The organism is Mangrovimonas sp. YM274, from assembly GCF_030908385.1.
In the GTDB taxonomy this organism is placed as follows: Bacteria; Bacteroidota; Bacteroidia; order Flavobacteriales; family Flavobacteriaceae; genus Mangrovimonas_A.
The window spans coordinates 3,065,223-3,083,242 of record NZ_CP133091.1 but is presented as its reverse complement, the minus strand read 5'-3'; the positions used below and the strand labels follow the sequence as shown (position 1 = coordinate 3,083,242).

Below are 18,020 nucleotides of genomic sequence, written 5' to 3'. Positions count from 1 at the left end.
AGGAACCTCTTTTTTAAATGTTTATTTATTGGCTTGTTGATGGGTATGATTTATTGTCCTTCATAATAAAACCACTCGTAAATGGCTTTATTTTTGGAGGCTTTGCCATTGCTTGTGGCATACATACCAATACCTGGGCCATTGAACATGGCGTTCCCTTGAAGGTCTGCAATTACAATCAAGTTTTGGGTTTCTCCAATAGGTTTGAGGGATTCCATACTCTCTCCGTAACTAAATTGAATGTTCAAATCGTTGCCTTCTACGTGAAAGTATACCTCTTTATTTTTGTAAGGGATGCGGGCTATTTCTGTTTGTTCTCCTTTAAAAGACTTAATTAGTACCAAAGAATTTTTGTCTTTTAGAAGGTTGAAATGATTTTCGTTTGTTCTGTAAACTGTTAGACCGGCCTGCTCATTGTCTTTGGAGGTTTTAAACGTCATCTTGGTTGAGGCTTCAAACTTATAGTGTTCAATGCGCTGTACCAAAATGGAAGAATTTACAAGGCTGTCCATAACTTCCTTGCGTAAATTTAAGTTGACCGCGCCTTTCTCTACAGTGTAAAAGGGCTTCTTGGGCGTGCGGATAGTGCACCATTTTAAATCCAATTTATCGCCTTCGAACTCGTCCTTTGCTGGTTTCTTTTCAAAAGGCGTCCATGGTAAATTAGGGCGGGTTTGTGTCATGAGTACTTTGCCTTCACCTGGATTAAATACTGGAGTTTGCTCATCAAACTCCACTTTGGCCAAAAAGGTTTCTCTGGCCAGTGTGGTTAAACGTTCAAGACGGCGTTTGCCTAGCATCACACACCACCATTCGCCGTTTTGGGTCTGCACCAAATCGCCATGACCAATAGCATGCACAGGGTAATCCTGTCCCAAGTGGCGATGGCTCAACACAGGGTTGATATAATCTGTGGTATAAGGGCCAAAAGGAGAGTCGCTGTGGTGGACGGTGAGCGCATGGTAAATTCCTGTACCTCCTTCAGAGATCATTAGGAGGTATTTGCCGTTTATTTTGTAAAGATGAGGTCCTTCGGAATAGGAAGCGTTGTTAGCGTGTCCATAGGTGGCGTTATGGCGTTCGCCTACCAACTTCTTTTGTTCCAAATCCAAAACCTGATTGTAAATGACGCCTTGGTCCTTCCATTCGGGTTGTTCTGTTCCAACAACGCCTGTATAGTAACACGTGCCATCATCGTCCCACATTATTGAAGGGTCAATGCCATCAGCTTCAGGAAGCCAATTAGGATCGGACCAAGGACCCGCAGGATTGGAGGCGGTTACATAGAAGTTCATACCGCAGCCAACACAAGTGTTAATGATGTAAAATGTCCCGTCGTGATAGCGAATAGTTGGGGCAAATAGTCCTAGCATATCCGGTAAATCGTCAAATTTCATTTGGTCCGGGCGGTCAATGGCATGTCCAATAAGTTCCCAGTTAACAAGGTCCTTGCTGTGATAAATAGGCAAGCCGGGAAACCATACAAAGGTTGAGTTTACTAAGTAATAATCATCGCCAACTCGACAAATGGACGGATCCGGATGGTACCCGGGAAGAATAGGGTTTTCAAATGTACTTGGAGCGGTTTGTCCGAAGAGGGAGCAACTAATCATTATACCAATAATGGTTAGTTTGATTTGGTGTAATTTAAACATATAAATTATCTGGTTTTCTTGATATTTTTTGATGCAATAATGACCTTGGAAACACAATGGTATCAGCACCTGGATTTGAAAGATAAATTTAAGAAATTAAGAAAGGAATAAGAAGGTTTTATGAGGTTTTTAGGAGGGAATTTTGCTGTTGCCTTTATTATTGTAAGGGTTTGAATTATTGATTTTTTGAGCTTATTCTGTAGGTGCATCGTTGTCCTCCGGAAACAATATGTTCCATGCGTTCCACAATAAATTCATCGCCTAAAATTTGTCTAAAATTGTTTAATTCACTCCTGCAGAACCCCTGGCACTCGGTTGCTGCGGCACAAATAGGACAATGGTTCTCAATTAAAAAGTAGTCGCCGCCTTCTTTTTTCCATTCGGCTAAATAACCTTCTTTGGAACGTATTGCACTTAATTTCTCTAAACGGTTTTCTATGGTTGTGCTGTTTGCCAAAGCATCCTTGTAAATTTGGTATATTTTGGATTCTCTATCGTTGATAAGTAAATCCAGTGCGTTAGCACCAAGTAAGTTTTTTACAGACTGTAACAGTTCTACGGTAACCTGAGCGTGGGAATCCGGAAATTCAGAAGCACTTTGTTTGCTTAATGAATAGTAGGTGACAGGCCTACCAACCCCTTCTTTTTTAGAGGTAGTTATAACCAATTTTTTTTCAATTAGTTTTAACAAATGTAAACGAGCACCTTCCTTGGTTATGCCTAATTCTGAGGCAAGGGAATGTAAAGATACTTCACCTTGCATTTTTAGGATCATCAGTATTTTGTCTGCTGCTTTCTTCATTTTACAATAAAATCATTGTTTTATTTGTCTTGCAAAGATATTAAATAATAATTAAATAGGTCGTTTAGATATATTTAACAATAATAAAACAAGTGGTAACTTGTTTTATTATTATGTCTTATTTACTTTTGTACCATTATTAATCTTAAAAATTAGAACTATGAGTTTTGTATTGCCAGAGTTACCTTATGCTTATGATGCATTGGATAGCTATTTTGATAAAGAAACAATGACTATTCACCACCAACGTCACCACCAAGGTTATGTTAACAATCTTAATCAGGCTGTAGCCGATGGTGGTTTGGAAGGTGAAACTTTAGAGGGCCTTTTGCGTAATGTGAGCAAGTACAGTACGGCAGTTAGAAATAATGGAGGTGGGCACTATAACCACTCATTATTTTGGAGTATCCTTTCACCATCTCCAAAAACGGCGCCTGAGGGTAAATTGGCTGAAGAAATCATTACAACTTTTGGAAGTTTGGACGGATTGAAAGCACAATTAAGTCAAGCTGGATTGAAACAATTTGGTTCAGGATGGGCTTGGTTGTACGTGAAGCATAATGGTAAACTTGCTGTTTCGGGTACCGCTAATCAAGATAATCCATTAATGGATACTAATGCAACGGATCAAGGGTTTCCAATTTTGGGAGTTGATGTTTGGGAGCATGCCTACTATTTAAAATACCAAAATAAGAGAGCTGATTACTTAGAGGCATTTTGGTCTGTATTGGATTGGGCTGCTGTTGAGAAAAAATATGAAGAAGTACTTACAGCAACTTTGTAATGTCTGAAATCTATTGCTGCGGGCAAGGTGCTTATTAGTTGCCTTGCCCTTTTTTATTATGTTAGAAGAAGTATTTATTAATAAAGTCCAGGACAATGGTATTGTTACTGTAGACTTAGAGGCTTATAGACCTCTAGAGAACAGTTTGTTTTTCGATATTAAGGAGGGCTTGTATATGGAACTGCTTTTAAAAGAAAAGGAGTTCAAAGCATTTTTATCTGAAGTGAATTGGGACATCTATAGAGGTGAGCCGGTAGCTATTGGTTGCACTAGTGAGGCCATTGTGCCCATGTGGGCTTATATGATGGTAGCTGAAAAGTTGAATGAAGTTGCTTCAGATATTGATTTTATGACTTCAGAGCAATTGGATGTTAACCTTTGGAAGCGCAATATATTATCTACAGATTTTACACATCTTAGTAATCAAAAGGTGGTAGTAAGGCAAAGTCAGCAGGTACCATCGGAACTGTACATTGCCATAACCAGTAAATTAAAGCCCCTGGTAAAAACCTTAATGTATGGTGAGGCTGGATTGCCTAAAGTAATTTTTAAAAAATAAGAATTGAAATGAAAGTATTGATATTTAATGGGGCTTTGGAACGCAGTGAGAATGCTACATCCGAGCGCTTAACACGGTTTTTACAAGAGTGTCTTCAAGAAAAGGGTGTAGAGGCCAACGTGTTTAAAATAGCGGATTCAGGGATTCCGCTTTTTGATGTTTCCTTACAAAACCCCCCAAAGTCGGTAGAATTGATGAATCATATTTTTCGCGACGCCGATGTGCATATATGGTTAACACCATTATACCATGGCAGCATGACAGGCGTAATGAAGAACTGCTTGGATTGGTTGCAGTACAGTGCCAATATGCCAAAGCCTTATCTTACAGGGAAGCTGATTGGCCTAATGTGTTGGGCCGATGGGGTACAGGCCATGCAAGGAATAAATGCCATGGATTCGGTGGCAAAAGCTTTAAGGGCTTGGACTGCGCCATTGAGTATTCCAATGCAGCGAAGTGAGCTGTTTGGTGTTGAAGGAAACATAACTGATCAATACAAAAAGCGTATGGATATGCTAATCAATTTGTTGTTGCAGCCAATGTCTAATAAGATATAGGTGGCAGATAAATTAATTTTAGATTTATGTAATCTTTCCTTGTCTCTATCGTCATAGAAATAGTAAGTTTTTTACTCGAGCATATATTTCTAATTTTATACCGCATGAAGCGCATCTTTAAAGTCTTATTGGGCTTAATTGTATTACTTTTTCTAGCAACTATGATCATACTTAATCAATCTAAATTTGGTCAATCACCAAAGGGAGAGCGTTTAGAGCGCATTAAAAAATCACCTAACTACCAAGACGGAGCTTTTAAAAATTTAAGTGAAACCAATGTGATGACGTCGGATAAAGGTTCGTTTCGGGTGATGTGGGATTTTATGTTTTCTAAAAAAGTAGATGTAAACCCTCAAGATATATTGCCTTCTGTTGAAACTAATATCAAGGCATTAAATGAAAACGAAGATGTATTGATATGGTTTGGTCATTCGTCATATTTTATGAGATTGGACGGCATAACGTTTTTAGTCGATCCGGTATTTTGTGGTTATGCAGGACCATTCTCTTTTATGAACAAAGCCTATCAAGGAGCAAATAGTTATGACGTAGATGACCTGCCTGAAATCGATTATTTAATTATTTCGCATGACCATTGGGATCATCTAGATCATGAAACTGTGGTTAAATTAAAGCCTAAAGTTAATCAGGTGGTTTGTGCTTTAGGTGTAGGACAACATTTGGAGTATTGGGGGTATGATATCGCTAAGATTAAAGAATTAGATTGGTTTGAAGAAGCTACTTTTAACAATGCTAGTCTTACGGCAACTCCTGCGCGTCACTTTTCAGGGCGAGGGCTACGTCGAAATAAAACGCTGTGGGCGTCGTATGTTTTGAAAACCGAAAATTACAATTTCTACATAGGTGGTGATAGTGGTTACGATGCGTTTTATAAAGAAATTGGAGAGGTATATGGTCCGTTTGATTTAGCTATTATAGAACAAGGGCAGTATAGCGAAGATTGGAACCAGATTCATTTATTACCTAAACAGTTATTTCAAGTTGCAGAAGAGTTAAACACTTCAAAAGTTTTTCCTGTGCATAATTCCAAGTTTGCTTTGTCAAGTCATCCTTGGTATGAGCCTTTAGATGAAGCTTTAGATAATAGAGCTTCTGAAATTTCTTTGATTACACCAATAATAGGAGAAGTTGTAAATTTTAAGGATACTACACAAACCTTTTCAACTTGGTGGAAAAACTTAAAATAGAGAAATGTAAAAGTGAAGTTTGAATTTCTTAACTTTGCATTATGGCAGAATTAAAAGAAAGATCGGTTTCAGAGTTCAATAATGAACTTAAATTAAAAGGATTCAACATTTTTCAAATTGAAAAAGACGGCAACGCTACTAAGGTGTATAGTCGTAAAGATTTCTATAAAATCTGTTTAACAACAGGGAAAAGCATTATTCACTATTCCGATAAAAGTTACGAAGCCGACGATACCATTTTATTCTTCGGAAATCCACATGTGCCATATTCATGGGAAACATTATCAACAACTTATGTTGGGTATACCTGTTTGTTTTCAGAAGAATTTTTAAAATTATCCGATCGTTCTGAAAGTATTTTACAATCCCCATTATTTAAATTTGGAGGAACACCCATCCTAAAGATTTCAAAAGAACAACGGGAATTTCTGAATCGTATTTTCGAGAAAATGATTGAAGAACAGTCATCTGACTATGCACACAAAGATGATTTAATTCGCAATTATATTCACCTTATTATACATGAAGCGTTGAAGTTGGAACCTTCAGAGAATTTTGAACAACACATGAATGCTTCCGAGCGTTTAACTACCGTGTTTTTAGAATTGCTGGAACGACAGTTTCCTGTTGAAAGTGCTGATAAACCTTTAGGTTTAAAAACAGCCAAGCATTTTGCTGATAATCTTTCTGTGCATTCTAATTCCTTAAACAGAGCAGTAAAAGAGGTGACGGGTAAGCCTACATCAGCACATATTTCCGAAAGAATTGCCCAAGAGGCTAAAGCTTTATTGCATCACACCAATTGGAATATTAGTGAGATTGCTTATGCCTTAGGATTCGATTATCCTACATACTTTAATAACTTCTTTAAAAAGCAGACAGGAACCAACCCAAAGACCTTTAGAATGGAGGCTGTTTGAATTTCTTAATTTTTGGTTTGATTTTCGTTAACACCTAGGCCGACTTTGGGTGTAATTTTGTACTATAATTTTTAAGCAAAGATTATGAGTGCAGAAAGGGAACATACAAAAACCTCAAATATTTTTGATAGAATATTGTCTGGAGAAGTCGTGCCTTTTAACGCCCCCGACTTTTATCAACTTGCAGAGCAGTCCGAACGTGCTATTGGTTTGTTGGTAGACTTGAATGCGTCAAAATCACTTGAGGATATCAGAACACATTTAAGTCGTATCACAGAACAAGAAGTAGATGCTTCTACTACAATTTACACACCATTCAGTATTAATTATGGCAAAAACCTAAAATTAGGTAAGAACGTTTTTATAAATCAAAATTGTCAAATGTTAGACTTGGGTGGTATAACCATTGAAGATGATGTGATGATTGGGCCTCGCGTAAATTTATTATCAGAAACCCATCCTATAGAACCAGAGCTAAGAGAAGCGCTTATTGGTAAACCAATACATATTAAACAACATGCTTGGATAGGAGCTGGCGCAACTATTCTTCCAGGAGTAACTATAGGAAAGCATTCGGTGGTTGCAGCAGGAGCTGTTGTTTCTAAAGATGTTCCCGATCGTACTGTAGTAGCTGGAGTTCCAGCAAAAATTATGAAATCAATTTAATACTAAACTAAATGAAACATAAAGTATTACTCGCTGTACTATTATTTGGTACAGTGGTATTTGGTCAAGCAAAGTCAAATAAAAATTTAAAAAACATGAGTACAACAGCAGAACATTATACGTTTAAACTAAGCGATAACGTAAATAGAGAAAAAGTATCATTTAAAAATCGTTACGGAATTACATTAGCAGGTGATTTATATACACCTAAAAATAAAGAAGGAAAATTGGCGGCACTAGCTATTAGCGGACCTTATGGAGCAGTAAAAGAACAAGCTTCAGGTTTATATGCGAATCAAATGGCAGAACGTGGATTTGTGGTGTTAGCTTTTGATCCGTCTTACACAGGAGAAAGTGGAGGAGAGCCACGTCATGTATCTTCACCAGATATCAATACAGAGGATTTTAGCGCAGCGATCGATTTTCTTGGATTGCAAGATAACGTAGATAGAGAAAAAGTAGGGATTATTGGAATTTGTGGATTCGGAGGATTTGCGCTTAATGCTACAGCAGTAGATAAACGTGTAAAAGCCGTAGCTACAACTAGTATGTACGATATGTCGAGAGTAACCGCACAAGGGTATTTCGATTCTATGACACCAGAACAACGTACAGAAATGTTAGAGCAACTAAGTGCACAGCGTTGGGTAGATGCTGAAAACGGAACATCGGCATTATCAGGATTAGGATTACCAGAAAAATTAGAAGGAGGGGAACCTGAGTTCGTGCAAGGATATTTTAACTACTATAAAACAGAACGAGGGTTCCACCCAAGATCAATCAATTCAAACAGCTCTTGGACAGTAACAACGCCATTATCTCTAATGAATATGCCAATTTTAACATACATTAAAGAGATTTCTCCAAGACCAATCTTAATTATAGCAGGCGAAAATGCACACTCACGCTATTTTAGTGAAGACGCTTACAAAGAAGCAAACGAGCCTAAAGAATTAATAATTATTCCTGGTAAAGTGCATACCGATTTATACGATCAATTGGATGTGATTCCATTCGATAAATTAGAAACATTCTTTACTGAGAATCTTAAATAATGAATTTAAAATATGGCCCTTTTACAGGGTCATATTTTTTCTTTAGAAGTTTTTCTAATTTAATTTTCTGATAAAAATGAAAACCTTGTTACTACTTTCATTATGCGGATTTATAGGTTTCTTCTCTGTAAATTGGGAAGTAAATAATACGGAAGTTAAACAACAAAACATTATGGAAAATATGAAACTAAAAATCACTTTTGAAGATACAGAGCTTTCAGCAGTTCTTTATGATAATGCAACAACAAGAGACTTTATTTCTTTGTTGCCTATAACGACAGAATTAGAGGATTATGCAAGTAATGAGAAGATCTTCTATCCGGAAAGAAAGTTGAAGTCAGAAGGTGCTCATAGCGGTTACAAACCATCAAAAGGAGATATTACATATTATGCCCCTTGGGGAGATGTGGCGATATTCTATAAGGATTTTGGCCATGCAAATGGATTAATAAGTTTGGGGAAGATTGATAACAATGGTATCGAGAAACTTAAAGAGGTTGGTGAAGTCCCTGTAACTTTTGAATTAGTTCAAGATTAGAGAAGAGTAATTGTTTGAATTTTATAAGGATTAGATTGAATAGTTTAAAAAAATAAGGGATTAAAATTGTAAATTAGTGAGACTTTTTTTTAGGGTTAACATGTTGATTTTTAGTTATTAAAATGAAGTGTAAGAAAGGCGAAACAGGAAATATTTAAATAGTTAGTATAAATGAAATATTTAAGTCGTACCATTTTAGTATTAATAATTTCCACATTAGGATTATTTCAAAGTTGCAAGCAGAAAACAGAGACAGCTGTAGTTGAAGAACAGAAAGAAGCTGTTCAGCAAGAGAGCGCTACCAATTTTATTTTCCCAAAAGGGGAAAAGGGCTCTGACAAGTTTTTTACGGGAAATGCTTATAACACAGGTTTGGTGGCTATGGATTCCACCTATACAACCTTGGTTGGGAATGTCTATTTCGAGCCCGGGGCCCGTAGTAATTGGCATACCCACCCAGGAGGACAAATATTGATTATTACGGATGGTGAGGGCTATCATCAACTGGAGGGAGAACCTATTCAAATTATGAAAAAAGGAGATGTGGTTAAGTGTCCTCCAAACAAAAGGCATTGGCACGGAGCAAGTCCTAACCAAGGGTTGCAGCAAATGTATATCGTACCTAATACCGAAAAAGGTATTGTAAATTGGATGGAAGCCGTAACAGATGAACAATACACTAACCTGTAAATTCATGAACTATGGAAAAACACAATAAACCACAAGGCGGATTACATTCCAGAAGAAACTTTCTTAAGCAGTCTACGGCTATGGGGGCTGGTGCTGTATTGATGGGATCTATGCCTTTCTTGGCTAATGCCGATACAGAAGAACAAACTAATAATACTATAGACATGAGTAAAAATTTGAAAACAAAGAGTTATGCGGCCTTGGATGAATCGGGAAAGCTAAGCCCATGGGAATTTGAGCGTCGACCGGTTGGAGACGATGACGTTTTAATTGATATTAAATTCGCGAGTATTTGCCATTCTGATATTCACCAGATGAAAGGGCATTGGGGGCCACAAAAATATCCGCAGGTGCCTGGTCACGAAATTGTTGGTATTGTTGCTGCTGTTGGTAAAAATGTTACCAAGTTTAAAGTTGGAGATCGTGCTGGTGTGGGTTGTATGGTGGACAGCTGTATGGAATGTGACAACTGTACGCACGGTGAAGAACATTATTGCGAAAACGGACAAACCTTATTCACTTACGGATATCCTACGGATGCCGAACCTACGGGAATCTCCCAGGGAGGCTACTCCGATAAAATCGTGGTAAGAGACCATTTTGCAGTTCATATTCCAGAACACATCAGTTTTGAAGAAGCTGCCCCATTATTGTGTGCTGGTATTACAACGTATTCCCCTTTAATGAAAGCGAATTTCAAAATAGGAGATAAAGTAGGCGTTGCCGGTATTGGTGGTTTAGGGCACATGGCTGTAAAACTTGCTGTGGCTAAAGGTGCCGAAGTGTATGCTTTTACCACGTCGGCAGATAAAGTTTCGGATATAAAATCTTGGGGAGCCAAAGAAGCGATTGTGGTAGACTCCTTAGACAAGTTACAATCTTGGAGAGGAAAGATGGATTATATGATATCTACCATTCCTTATGCTTACGAAATGTCGTCTTATATGGATTGTGTGAAGCCTAACGGATTTTTTACTCAGGTAGGGGTTCCAATAGGAGGGCAATACACGGTCAATAACTTCAATATGATGTTTAATAGAGTGAACTACAATAGCTCACTAATTGGAGGAATTCCAGAAACTCAGGAAGTCGTTCATTTCTGTGCCGATAACGGTATAAAACCAGAAATAAAAATTATAAAGGCAAATCAAATCAATCAAGCATGGGACGATGTGTATAACAAAAAAGCACGCTACCGTTATGTGATTGATGCGGCTACATTTTAATAGAAAATAAAATAAAAATCAAATGAAAATATATAAAAACGGAACAATTCCTTCAATGAAAGGACCAGAAGAATGGTTTACGGGCGATGTGATTGTAGATCCATTATATCAAAATATTGAAAACGTCACTAAAGGTGCTGCAGCGCTTGTAACCTTTGCGCCTGGCGCAAGAACGGCTTGGCATACACATCCTGCCGGGCAAACCTTGATTGTACAATCAGGTTTAGGTTGGATTCAAAAAGAAGGTGGACCAATAGAAGAAATTCGTCCAGGAGACATCGTGTATTTTGAGCCTAATGAAAAGCACTGGCATGGCGCATCGGCAACCAAAGCCATGAGCCATATTGCGATTCAGGAAGAAGTGAATGGAGAAGTGGTAACCTGGATGGAAAAAGTATCAGACGAACAATATTCAAAATAATAGTATGCCACATATTCAGGTGAAGTTGTTGGAGGGAAAAACCGAAGCGCAAAAACAGGAATTGACAAAAGCGCTTATAGAAGCCGCTCAGAAGGTTATTGGTTTTGGTGAAGAATCATATTCTGTTAGCATTGAGGATTTTTCACTGCAATCGTGGGAAGATAAAGTGTATCCGCAGGATATTATGGGAGATGAAAGCATTCTTTATAAAACGCCTGGATATAGCATGTAAAAGCAAGACATATGAATGAAGTTATAGAGCTATTAACAAAAGAAGATATTAAAGAAATAGCCAGACGAGATGATTTTTATATTGCGCCATTTCGAGAAGATGGTAAAACCTATGGTACCTTGACCTGGATTTGGGTAGTTGAGGTGAATGGGGAGTTGTATGTGCGCGCCTATAATGGTAAGCGATCTAAATGGTATGGCGCCGCGTTAAAACAAAAAGCAGGAAAAATTGAAGCTGCAGGCCGTGAAAGAGCAGTGCATTTTGAACCTGTTTCCGGAGCATTAAATGCGCAAATTGATGAGGCTTATAAATTAAAATACTCAGGGAGCCCGTATTTGGGGGCTATGATTAGTGAACGCGCTAAGGAGGCCACAGTTAAAGTCTACTAAAATTTTAAATGAAAGATAAGCAACAAGGAGTATTGGCCGTTTTAACGGCCAATACTATTTTTGGACTAAACATTCCCGTAACCAAAGCCTTAATGGAAACTTGGATGACACCTATGGGCTACACGGTTACCAGAATGTTTTTTGGGGTCTTGATATTTTGGCTCATTTCGTTGTTCTTAAAAAAGGAGCAGGTTGAAAAAAGAGACTTTTCTGTTATTTTTATAGGAGGTCTTATGGGGTTTATTGGGACTCAGTTTTTGTTTTCTCAAGCATTGCAGTATACTTCGCCAGTAATATTTTCCTTATTAATGGCCTTGACACCTGTAGTGGTTTTAATACTGTCTACTGTATTTTTAAAGGAGGCGGTGTCCTTAAAAAAGATCGTAGGCATCCTTGTCAGTATTTCTGGGGCTATTCTCATTATTGTGTTAAGTGATTCGGGGAGTGAGATGTCCGGGAATCAGTTTTTGGGCATTCTTTTCTCATTGCTCTGTGTGCTGTGTTATGCAGGTTATTTGGTCTTGACGAGAAAGGTGTCCATGAAGTATCGACCAGTAACTATTGCCAAGTGGATGTTTTTGGTATCTGCTTTAGTGGCATTTCCTTTTAGCTTTTCAGAATTGGGTAACCAGTATATCTATTCTGGTAACGCTACCGTTACGGCTTATGCTTTTTTGGTATTTGCGCTTTTGTTTTCAACGACCTTAGCTTTCTTTTTAATGCCCTATGCTTTAAAGCGACTTGAGGCAAGTACGGTGAGTATTTTTATGAATCTTCAGCCTATTATTGCTTCTATAGTAGCTATGCTGGTGGGGCAAGATCATTTTACTTGGGATAAGCCTATAGCTGTTATTTTGGTTGTTATAGGGGTGAGTATGGTAGTGCAAAAAAGACACAAACCCAAAGAGCGTTTTCAAGAGTGTTGAAAAGCGCGTTGATTGAAAAAAAAGACCTCGAACTTGTTCGGGGTCTTGTTATGAATGTGGTATCTTTACGTCTCCATTTATTGGATAATCCAACCAACCTATTCGGTTCTTAAAGATCTTAAAAATATCCTATGTTGAAGTATGTAAAGATATCATCTTTCAAGGTTGTCTTATTGCTTTTATGTGTGTTTTCATGTGCCAAACAGCAAGAGTCAATGGAAGCTTATTTGTTTGCTTATTTTACAGGTAATGGCCCTGGAGAAGAAGCGGTGCATTATGCGGTAAGTTTGGATGGGTATAAATACAAAGCTTTAAATGGCCATCTCCCTATTTTGGATTCAAAAAAAATCAGTTCTTCGGGAGGTGTTAGGGATCCGCACATATTAAGAGGAGTGGACGGAGAGACTTTTTACATGGTTTTAACCGATTTGTATGTGCCGGCAATGGGATGGAATAATTATGCTTTAATATTGATGAAGTCCACCGATTTGATTCATTGGGAATCTTCGGTTGTCAATATTCCTAAGGCCTATCCACATGAATATGGTACTGTGGATCGTGTATGGGCTCCGCAGACAATCTACGATGCTTCCAAAGGAAAATATATGGTGTACTTTTCGATGAAAGCGGCAGGGGACCATCCTGATATAATTTATTATGCCTATGCCAACAATGACTTCTCAGCTCTAGAAGCCGCTCCAAAACAATTGTTGTTTAATCCAGATGGAAATGCCTGCATCGATGGGGATATTGTAGAGAAGGATGGTAAGTTTTATTTGTTCCATAAATCCGAAAGTGGAGAGCCTGGTATTAAATTGGCTGTATCTAATAAGTTGACAGAAGGGTATGCCTATCCACATATGGAGCGCGTAGATCGCGAAACTGATCGAGTAGAAGGTTCGGGAGTATTTAAATTGAATGATGCCGAAGAATGGATATTGATGTATGATGTCTATAATTCTGGACGCTATCAATTTACTAAGAGCAATGATTTGGAGCATTTTGAGGTGATTGATGCGGCTATCGAAATGGATTTTCACCCTAGGCATGGTACGGTGATGCCCATTACCAAAAAGGAATACGATCGCTTGATCAATGAATGGGGGAGATCAACAAAATAATGAAAACATCGGGCAATCTCAACAAAAAGGAAGAGGTTGCATTTTTTTGATATAACTAAAATAAAGGCATGAGTATTTTTAAACGAATCACTTTGGTAGTGGCTGTTGTTTTAATGGGCAATAGCATTGTAGCACAGGTTGCTAAAGGGGTGAATGAATGGGAGAATCCCACTGTTTTAGATAGAAACAAAGAGGAGGGAAGAGCGTATTTTGTAGTTTCAGATTCGCAGGAATCCAATACTTTGATTAAGGATTTAAATGGTACTTGGAAATTCCATATTGTTAAAACTCCTAATCAGAGGCCTCAGGATTTTTATGATGTCAATCTCAATGATTCCAGTTGGGATGATATTGAAGTGCCATCAAACTGGGAATTGCAAGGATTCGATATTCCTATTTATACCAATGTTACCTACCCCTTTCCTAAAAATCCACCTTATATAGATGACAGCTATAATCCCGTTGGAAGTTATCGCAGAACATTTCAAGTGCCAGAAGCCTGGCAGGACAAAGAAGTCATTTTGCATTTTGCTTCCATTTCCGGTTATGCAAGAGTTTTTGTAAACGGACAGGAAGTGGGGATGACCAAAGCTTCTAAAACACCAGCCGAGTTTAATGTAACCGACTATTTGATAAAAGGTGAGAATATTTTGGCGGTTCAAGTGTTCCGTTGGCATGATGGAAGTTACTTGGAAGATCAGGATTTTTGGCGTTTAAGTGGTATAGAGCAGGATGTTTATTTGCAGGCCCTGCCTAAATTGAGTGTTTGGGATTATGAGGTAAAAGGTGGTTTGGATGCTACTTATACAAATGGTCAACTGGAGGCTTCAATCGATTTTAAAGCTTTTAAGGGGATAAAACATAAAAAAGCTGAGGTGGCTTTTTCACTTTTTGATGCGGAAGGCCATACTGTTTTTCAAAATAGTAAAAAGGTGTCGGCTAAGGATCCTAAGGCTGTTTTTAGTGCTTCTGTAAAGGACGTCTTGGTTTGGAGTGATGAAACTCCTAACCTGTATAAATATGAAATAACTTGGAATTACGGAAAGGATCAGGAGTATAGTATTTCTGGCAATACAGGGTTTCGAAGCGTTGAACTTAAAAATGCGCAGTTATTGGTTAACGGTAATGCCATTATGGTAAGAGGTGTTAATCTTCATGAGCATCACGGTACTAAGGGGCACGTTCCAGATGAAGCCACTATGAGGAAGGATTTGGAATTGATGAAGCAGCATAACATTAACGCTATTAGAATGAGTCATTATCCACACGCTACCAAAATTTATGAATTGTGTGATGAGTATGGTATGTATGTGGTGGACGAAGCAAATATTGAAACCCATGGAATGGGAGCAACTTGGCAGGGAGGGTTTGATACCATTGCGCATCCTGCTTATAGAAAAGAATGGGCGCCAGCACATTTGGACCGTATAAAACGTATGGCCGAACGCGATAAAAACTACACCAGTATCATTGTTTGGTCCATGGGGAATGAATGCGGAAACGGTCCTGTGTTTTTTGAAGGATATGAGTGGCTAAAGGGATTTGATACTTCACGATTGGTGCAGTTTGAGCAGGCTGGAGAAGAAGGGGATACCGATATTGTGTGCCCAATGTACCCTAGTTTGGAGTATATGAAATCCTATGCGGAATCCAAAACCAAGACCCGTCCTTTTATCATGTGCGAGTACAGTCATGCTATGGGTAATAGCAATGGTAATTTTAAAGAGTATTTTGATGTTATCAATAGCAGTCCGCATATGCAGGGAGGTTTTATTTGGGATTGGGTAGATCAAGGTTTGCTGGCAGAAGAACATGGCGAATCTTATTGGGCTTACGGAGGAGATTTGGGAGGAGAAAACCTTCAGCATGACGAAAACTTTTGTGCCAATGGTTTGGTTACGGCCGATAGAAAAGTGCATCCCGGCATTTATGAGGTGAAAAAGATATACCAGCCCATTAACTTCAGGTTTGAGGATGGGACTTTGAAAATCCATAACGATTTTTTCTATACCAATTTAAAAGCGTTTACTTTTCAGTGGGAACTATTGAAGAATGGAGAAAAAGTGGCTAGTGACACTTTTCAGGTTGATGGCGCACCGCAAAGTACAAGCTCCAAGGTTCTTAAACTTCCTGTTATGGAGGCGGGAGCTGAGTATTTTTTGAATGTTTTCGCTTTAACGGCAAAAGCTTCTCCGTTGGTGTCAGCAAATCACGAATTGGCAAGAGAGCAGTTTAAGGTGGGAACAAGTGACTTCTATACCCATGTTCTGGATGAAGAGCCAAAGGGGCAATTGCTAACTTTTAAAAAGACAGACGAAGTATTGACCTTTGAATCTGGGCAGGTGCAGGGAAGTTTTGATCTTAAAAAGGGACAATTGCTGTCTTATCATATTAACGGAAATGAAGAGGTAATGGAGGTATTCCCCGAGCCTTATTTTTGGAGAGCACCAACCGATAATGATTTTGGAAACTGGATGCACGAGCATTCCAAGGTTTGGAAAACCGCACAGCAAGACCCTCAAGTAACTGCTGTAAAGGTTGGCAATTTGACAGATGAAGGGTTACCTATTGTAGTCGCCTTTAAGTTGAAGGAAGTGGAGATTCCATATGAGGTTACCTATCTTATTTTGAACAATGGAGACATTAAGGTAACGGCGGCTATGAATATGCAAGGAAAAGAATTGGCTGAACTGCCTAGGTTTGGAATGCGTTTGCAATTGGCAGGGGAGTTTTCAAACTTGGAATATTATGGGCGAGGGCCTTGGGAAAATTATTCCGATAGAAATACTGCAGCTTTTTTGGGAAAATACCAGAGTAAAGTACAGGATCAATTTGTTTGGGAATACATACGTCCACAAGAAAATGGATATAAAACAGAGGTTCGTTGGTTAAAGCTTTCCAATGCCTCTGGGCAAGGCTTGAAAATTACAGGTTTGCAAACACTTGGGTTTAGTGCTCTTCCCGTGTCGACGGAATCTTTAGATCCCGGGAAAACAAAGGACCAACGCCATACCACCGATGTGCATTTTGAGGATAAGGTGTATTTGCATGTAGACTATAAGCAACGAGGTGTTGGTGGGGATAATAGTTGGGGAGCTTTGCCACATGATGCCTATAGATTGCTGGATCAATCGTATACTTATAGCTACATCATGTCCCTACTTTAGTTGTAGTTTAGTCTTGTAGTAATTAATATAGGGGGGGGGTTTTACTTCTTTGTAGAAATTAGCTGCATATAAACAAAAAGAGCTCTGTAATAAGAGCTCTTTTTGTTTTAAATAGATTTTTTAAGCGACAGCTTCTTTTACTTGTGTATTGATGAATGACTGAAATTGCTTGTTGTTTCGAAGTTGGTCAAAATGTTTTTCATTAAGAATTTCTTCGTTGAGGGTGTCAGATAATGAAATCGCTTTTTGTATGTCTTTAATAGCTTCAGACTGTCTATCTAATTGAGCATATGCACAAGCTCGCTGCCAATATGCAAGAGAATATTCATCGTCATGTTCAATCGCAATATTCGAAAGGTTCAAGGCCCAGCGTACTTCGCCAATTTCCAACAAGGCGTCCGCTTTGTAGGTCATGGCTTCTATGTCATTCGGTTTGATTTCCAAAATTTCATCATAAATTGAAATCTTGTCCTCTTCACTTTTTTCAAGACCTGCACGCATCCATAAAGAATGTATGGAGTTTGTATTCGTGATTTCTTGTTGTGTATTAATGATAATTTTAGAGCGTTCTACCATTTTGTTTTCAATCTGTTGAAGCCTCTTTTCGTAATCGCCTGTTAGCGTTTGTATCTTTTTGGCAGTATCAATTTTGATACTCTTTTTGATATCGTTTAAGGAACGCCACCCTAAAAGAACAAGCAGGGAAGCTGCTGCCGTGATGATATAAAAAATGTTGTTAACGGTGCTTGTTGTGTACTGAATGGCTCTGTCTGAAGAGTCTAATTTCGCTTCAGAGATTTGTTTTGCTAACTCTCCTTTTAATCGCTGATTGTCTTGTCTTAAACTTTTTATTTCATCGAGAATATAGCGCTCAATTAATGGCTTGTATAAAGGAGTCTCAATCGTGCTTTTTAATGAGTCAGTGTTGTTTGCAAATGAAACAAATGATAAACTGTATATGGAAATGAATAGTATGGTTCTAAGCATGTCTTAATACGTTATTTTATAGGTTTTTAATTTTTGCAAACTTCAAACAATTAATCGGATTGACAAGTCATATAGTCGTTAAAATTCATTTAATTTCAGTCATTTCCAATGGTCAAT

Annotated in this window: 19 protein-coding genes; 16 read left to right on the top strand and 3 right to left on the bottom strand. The window is 38.2% G+C overall.

Features of this window, described 5'->3' with window-relative positions; all coding sequences use genetic code 11:
* Window positions 1–50: 50 nt before the first annotated feature.
* Both RBH95_RS13390 and RBH95_RS13385 read right to left on the bottom strand, forming a co-directional pair.
* Entirely contained in the window at window positions 51–1,655 is a 1,605-nt protein-coding gene (locus RBH95_RS13390) for a glycoside hydrolase family 43 protein (protein ID WP_307900081.1), read from the bottom strand.
* 175 nt (window positions 1,656–1,830) lie between these two features.
* Complete coding sequence (locus RBH95_RS13385) at window positions 1,831–2,457, bottom strand: metalloregulator ArsR/SmtB family transcription factor (protein WP_307900080.1); 627 nt, start codon at window positions 2,455–2,457, stop codon at window positions 1,831–1,833.
* Window positions 2,458–2,617: 160 nt separating this feature from the next.
* Between RBH95_RS13385 and RBH95_RS13380 the strand changes: the two genes are divergently transcribed.
* From RBH95_RS13380 to RBH95_RS13305, 16 genes are all read left to right on the top strand, one after another.
* Window positions 2,618–3,241, top strand: coding sequence for a superoxide dismutase (locus RBH95_RS13380; RefSeq protein WP_307900079.1), 624 nt, complete (start codon window positions 2,618–2,620; stop codon window positions 3,239–3,241).
* 58 nt (window positions 3,242–3,299) lie between these two features.
* Window positions 3,300–3,800, top strand: a complete 501-nt coding sequence (locus RBH95_RS13375) for a DUF2480 family protein (RefSeq protein ID WP_307900078.1) — start codon at window positions 3,300–3,302, stop codon at window positions 3,798–3,800.
* 8 nt (window positions 3,801–3,808) lie between these two features.
* Complete coding sequence (locus tag RBH95_RS13370; RefSeq protein ID WP_307900077.1) at window positions 3,809–4,357, top strand: NADPH-dependent FMN reductase; 549 nt, start codon at window positions 3,809–3,811, stop codon at window positions 4,355–4,357.
* A gap of 104 nt (window positions 4,358–4,461) precedes the next feature.
* Complete coding sequence (locus tag RBH95_RS13365) at window positions 4,462–5,565, top strand: MBL fold metallo-hydrolase (RefSeq protein ID WP_307900076.1); 1,104 nt, start codon at window positions 4,462–4,464, stop codon at window positions 5,563–5,565.
* A 41-nt stretch (window positions 5,566–5,606) separates the two neighbouring features.
* Window positions 5,607–6,485 carry an AraC family transcriptional regulator gene (locus RBH95_RS13360; RefSeq protein WP_307900075.1) on the top strand — a complete coding sequence of 293 codons (879 nt, stop codon included), beginning with the start codon at window positions 5,607–5,609 and terminating at the stop codon, window positions 6,483–6,485.
* Between the two features lie 84 nt (window positions 6,486–6,569).
* Entirely contained in the window at window positions 6,570–7,151 is a 582-nt protein-coding gene (locus tag RBH95_RS13355) for a sugar O-acetyltransferase (protein WP_307900074.1), read from the top strand.
* Window positions 7,152–7,162: 11 nt separating this feature from the next.
* Window positions 7,163–8,206, top strand: coding sequence for an alpha/beta hydrolase (locus tag RBH95_RS13350; protein WP_307900073.1), 1,044 nt, complete (start codon window positions 7,163–7,165; stop codon window positions 8,204–8,206).
* A gap of 76 nt (window positions 8,207–8,282) precedes the next feature.
* The gene (locus RBH95_RS13345; protein ID WP_307900072.1) at window positions 8,283–8,744 is read left to right on the top strand and encodes a cyclophilin-like fold protein; all 462 of its coding nucleotides are present in this window, start codon (window positions 8,283–8,285) and stop codon (window positions 8,742–8,744) included.
* A gap of 171 nt (window positions 8,745–8,915) precedes the next feature.
* Window positions 8,916–9,434: a cupin domain-containing protein gene (locus RBH95_RS13340; RefSeq protein ID WP_307900071.1), complete on the top strand. Its 519-nt coding sequence runs from the start codon at window positions 8,916–8,918 to the stop codon at window positions 9,432–9,434.
* Between the two features lie 11 nt (window positions 9,435–9,445).
* Window positions 9,446–10,660: an alcohol dehydrogenase catalytic domain-containing protein gene (locus RBH95_RS13335; protein ID WP_307900070.1), complete on the top strand. Its 1,215-nt coding sequence runs from the start codon at window positions 9,446–9,448 to the stop codon at window positions 10,658–10,660.
* 22 nt (window positions 10,661–10,682) lie between these two features.
* Window positions 10,683–11,081 carry a cupin domain-containing protein gene (locus RBH95_RS13330; protein ID WP_307900069.1) on the top strand — a complete coding sequence of 133 codons (399 nt, stop codon included), beginning with the start codon at window positions 10,683–10,685 and terminating at the stop codon, window positions 11,079–11,081.
* A gap of 4 nt (window positions 11,082–11,085) precedes the next feature.
* Window positions 11,086–11,313, top strand: a complete 228-nt coding sequence (locus RBH95_RS13325; protein WP_307900068.1) for a tautomerase family protein — start codon at window positions 11,086–11,088, stop codon at window positions 11,311–11,313.
* An 11-nt stretch (window positions 11,314–11,324) separates the two neighbouring features.
* Window positions 11,325–11,702, top strand: a complete 378-nt coding sequence (locus tag RBH95_RS13320) for a DUF2255 family protein (protein WP_307900067.1) — start codon at window positions 11,325–11,327, stop codon at window positions 11,700–11,702.
* 8 nt (window positions 11,703–11,710) lie between these two features.
* Window positions 11,711–12,628 carry a DMT family transporter gene (locus tag RBH95_RS13315; protein WP_307900066.1) on the top strand — a complete coding sequence of 306 codons (918 nt, stop codon included), beginning with the start codon at window positions 11,711–11,713 and terminating at the stop codon, window positions 12,626–12,628.
* Window positions 12,629–12,759: 131 nt separating this feature from the next.
* The gene (locus tag RBH95_RS13310; RefSeq protein ID WP_307900065.1) at window positions 12,760–13,749 is read left to right on the top strand and encodes a glycoside hydrolase family 43 protein; all 990 of its coding nucleotides are present in this window, start codon (window positions 12,760–12,762) and stop codon (window positions 13,747–13,749) included.
* 68 nt (window positions 13,750–13,817) lie between these two features.
* On the top strand, window positions 13,818–16,916 hold the full coding sequence (locus RBH95_RS13305) for a glycoside hydrolase family 2 TIM barrel-domain containing protein (RefSeq protein ID WP_307900064.1): 3,099 nt from the start codon (window positions 13,818–13,820) through the stop codon (window positions 16,914–16,916).
* A gap of 120 nt (window positions 16,917–17,036) precedes the next feature.
* Here RBH95_RS13305 and RBH95_RS13300 read toward each other — a convergent pair whose 3' ends face one another.
* On the bottom strand, window positions 17,037–17,903 hold the full coding sequence (locus tag RBH95_RS13300; RefSeq protein WP_307900063.1) for a hypothetical protein: 867 nt from the start codon (window positions 17,901–17,903) through the stop codon (window positions 17,037–17,039).
* Window positions 17,904–18,020: the final 117 nt, after the last annotated feature.

What these genes read in the sequence shown, in the direction of transcription:
- RBH95_RS13390 (WP_307900081.1), bottom strand. Translation starts at nt 1,655, where the DNA reads ATGTTTAAATTACACCAAATCAAACTAACCATTATTGGTATAATGATT.
- RBH95_RS13385 (WP_307900080.1), bottom strand. Translation starts at nt 2,457, where the DNA reads ATGAAGAAAGCAGCAGACAAAATACTGATGATCCTAAAAATGCAAGGT.
- RBH95_RS13380 (WP_307900079.1), top strand. Translation starts at nt 2,618, where the DNA reads ATGAGTTTTGTATTGCCAGAGTTACCTTATGCTTATGATGCATTGGAT.
- RBH95_RS13375 (WP_307900078.1), top strand. Translation starts at nt 3,300, where the DNA reads ATGTTAGAAGAAGTATTTATTAATAAAGTCCAGGACAATGGTATTGTT.
- RBH95_RS13370 (WP_307900077.1), top strand. Translation starts at nt 3,809, where the DNA reads ATGAAAGTATTGATATTTAATGGGGCTTTGGAACGCAGTGAGAATGCT.
- RBH95_RS13365 (WP_307900076.1), top strand. Translation starts at nt 4,462, where the DNA reads ATGAAGCGCATCTTTAAAGTCTTATTGGGCTTAATTGTATTACTTTTT.
- RBH95_RS13360 (WP_307900075.1), top strand. Translation starts at nt 5,607, where the DNA reads ATGGCAGAATTAAAAGAAAGATCGGTTTCAGAGTTCAATAATGAACTT.
- RBH95_RS13355 (WP_307900074.1), top strand. Translation starts at nt 6,570, where the DNA reads ATGAGTGCAGAAAGGGAACATACAAAAACCTCAAATATTTTTGATAGA.
- RBH95_RS13350 (WP_307900073.1), top strand. Translation starts at nt 7,163, where the DNA reads ATGAAACATAAAGTATTACTCGCTGTACTATTATTTGGTACAGTGGTA.
- RBH95_RS13345 (WP_307900072.1), top strand. Translation starts at nt 8,283, where the DNA reads ATGAAAACCTTGTTACTACTTTCATTATGCGGATTTATAGGTTTCTTC.
- RBH95_RS13340 (WP_307900071.1), top strand. Translation starts at nt 8,916, where the DNA reads ATGAAATATTTAAGTCGTACCATTTTAGTATTAATAATTTCCACATTA.
- RBH95_RS13335 (WP_307900070.1), top strand. Translation starts at nt 9,446, where the DNA reads ATGGAAAAACACAATAAACCACAAGGCGGATTACATTCCAGAAGAAAC.
- RBH95_RS13330 (WP_307900069.1), top strand. Translation starts at nt 10,683, where the DNA reads ATGAAAATATATAAAAACGGAACAATTCCTTCAATGAAAGGACCAGAA.
- RBH95_RS13325 (WP_307900068.1), top strand. Translation starts at nt 11,086, where the DNA reads ATGCCACATATTCAGGTGAAGTTGTTGGAGGGAAAAACCGAAGCGCAA.
- RBH95_RS13320 (WP_307900067.1), top strand. Translation starts at nt 11,325, where the DNA reads ATGAATGAAGTTATAGAGCTATTAACAAAAGAAGATATTAAAGAAATA.
- RBH95_RS13315 (WP_307900066.1), top strand. Translation starts at nt 11,711, where the DNA reads ATGAAAGATAAGCAACAAGGAGTATTGGCCGTTTTAACGGCCAATACT.
- RBH95_RS13310 (WP_307900065.1), top strand. Translation starts at nt 12,760, where the DNA reads ATGTTGAAGTATGTAAAGATATCATCTTTCAAGGTTGTCTTATTGCTT.
- RBH95_RS13305 (WP_307900064.1), top strand. Translation starts at nt 13,818, where the DNA reads ATGAGTATTTTTAAACGAATCACTTTGGTAGTGGCTGTTGTTTTAATG.
- RBH95_RS13300 (WP_307900063.1), bottom strand. Translation starts at nt 17,903, where the DNA reads ATGCTTAGAACCATACTATTCATTTCCATATACAGTTTATCATTTGTT.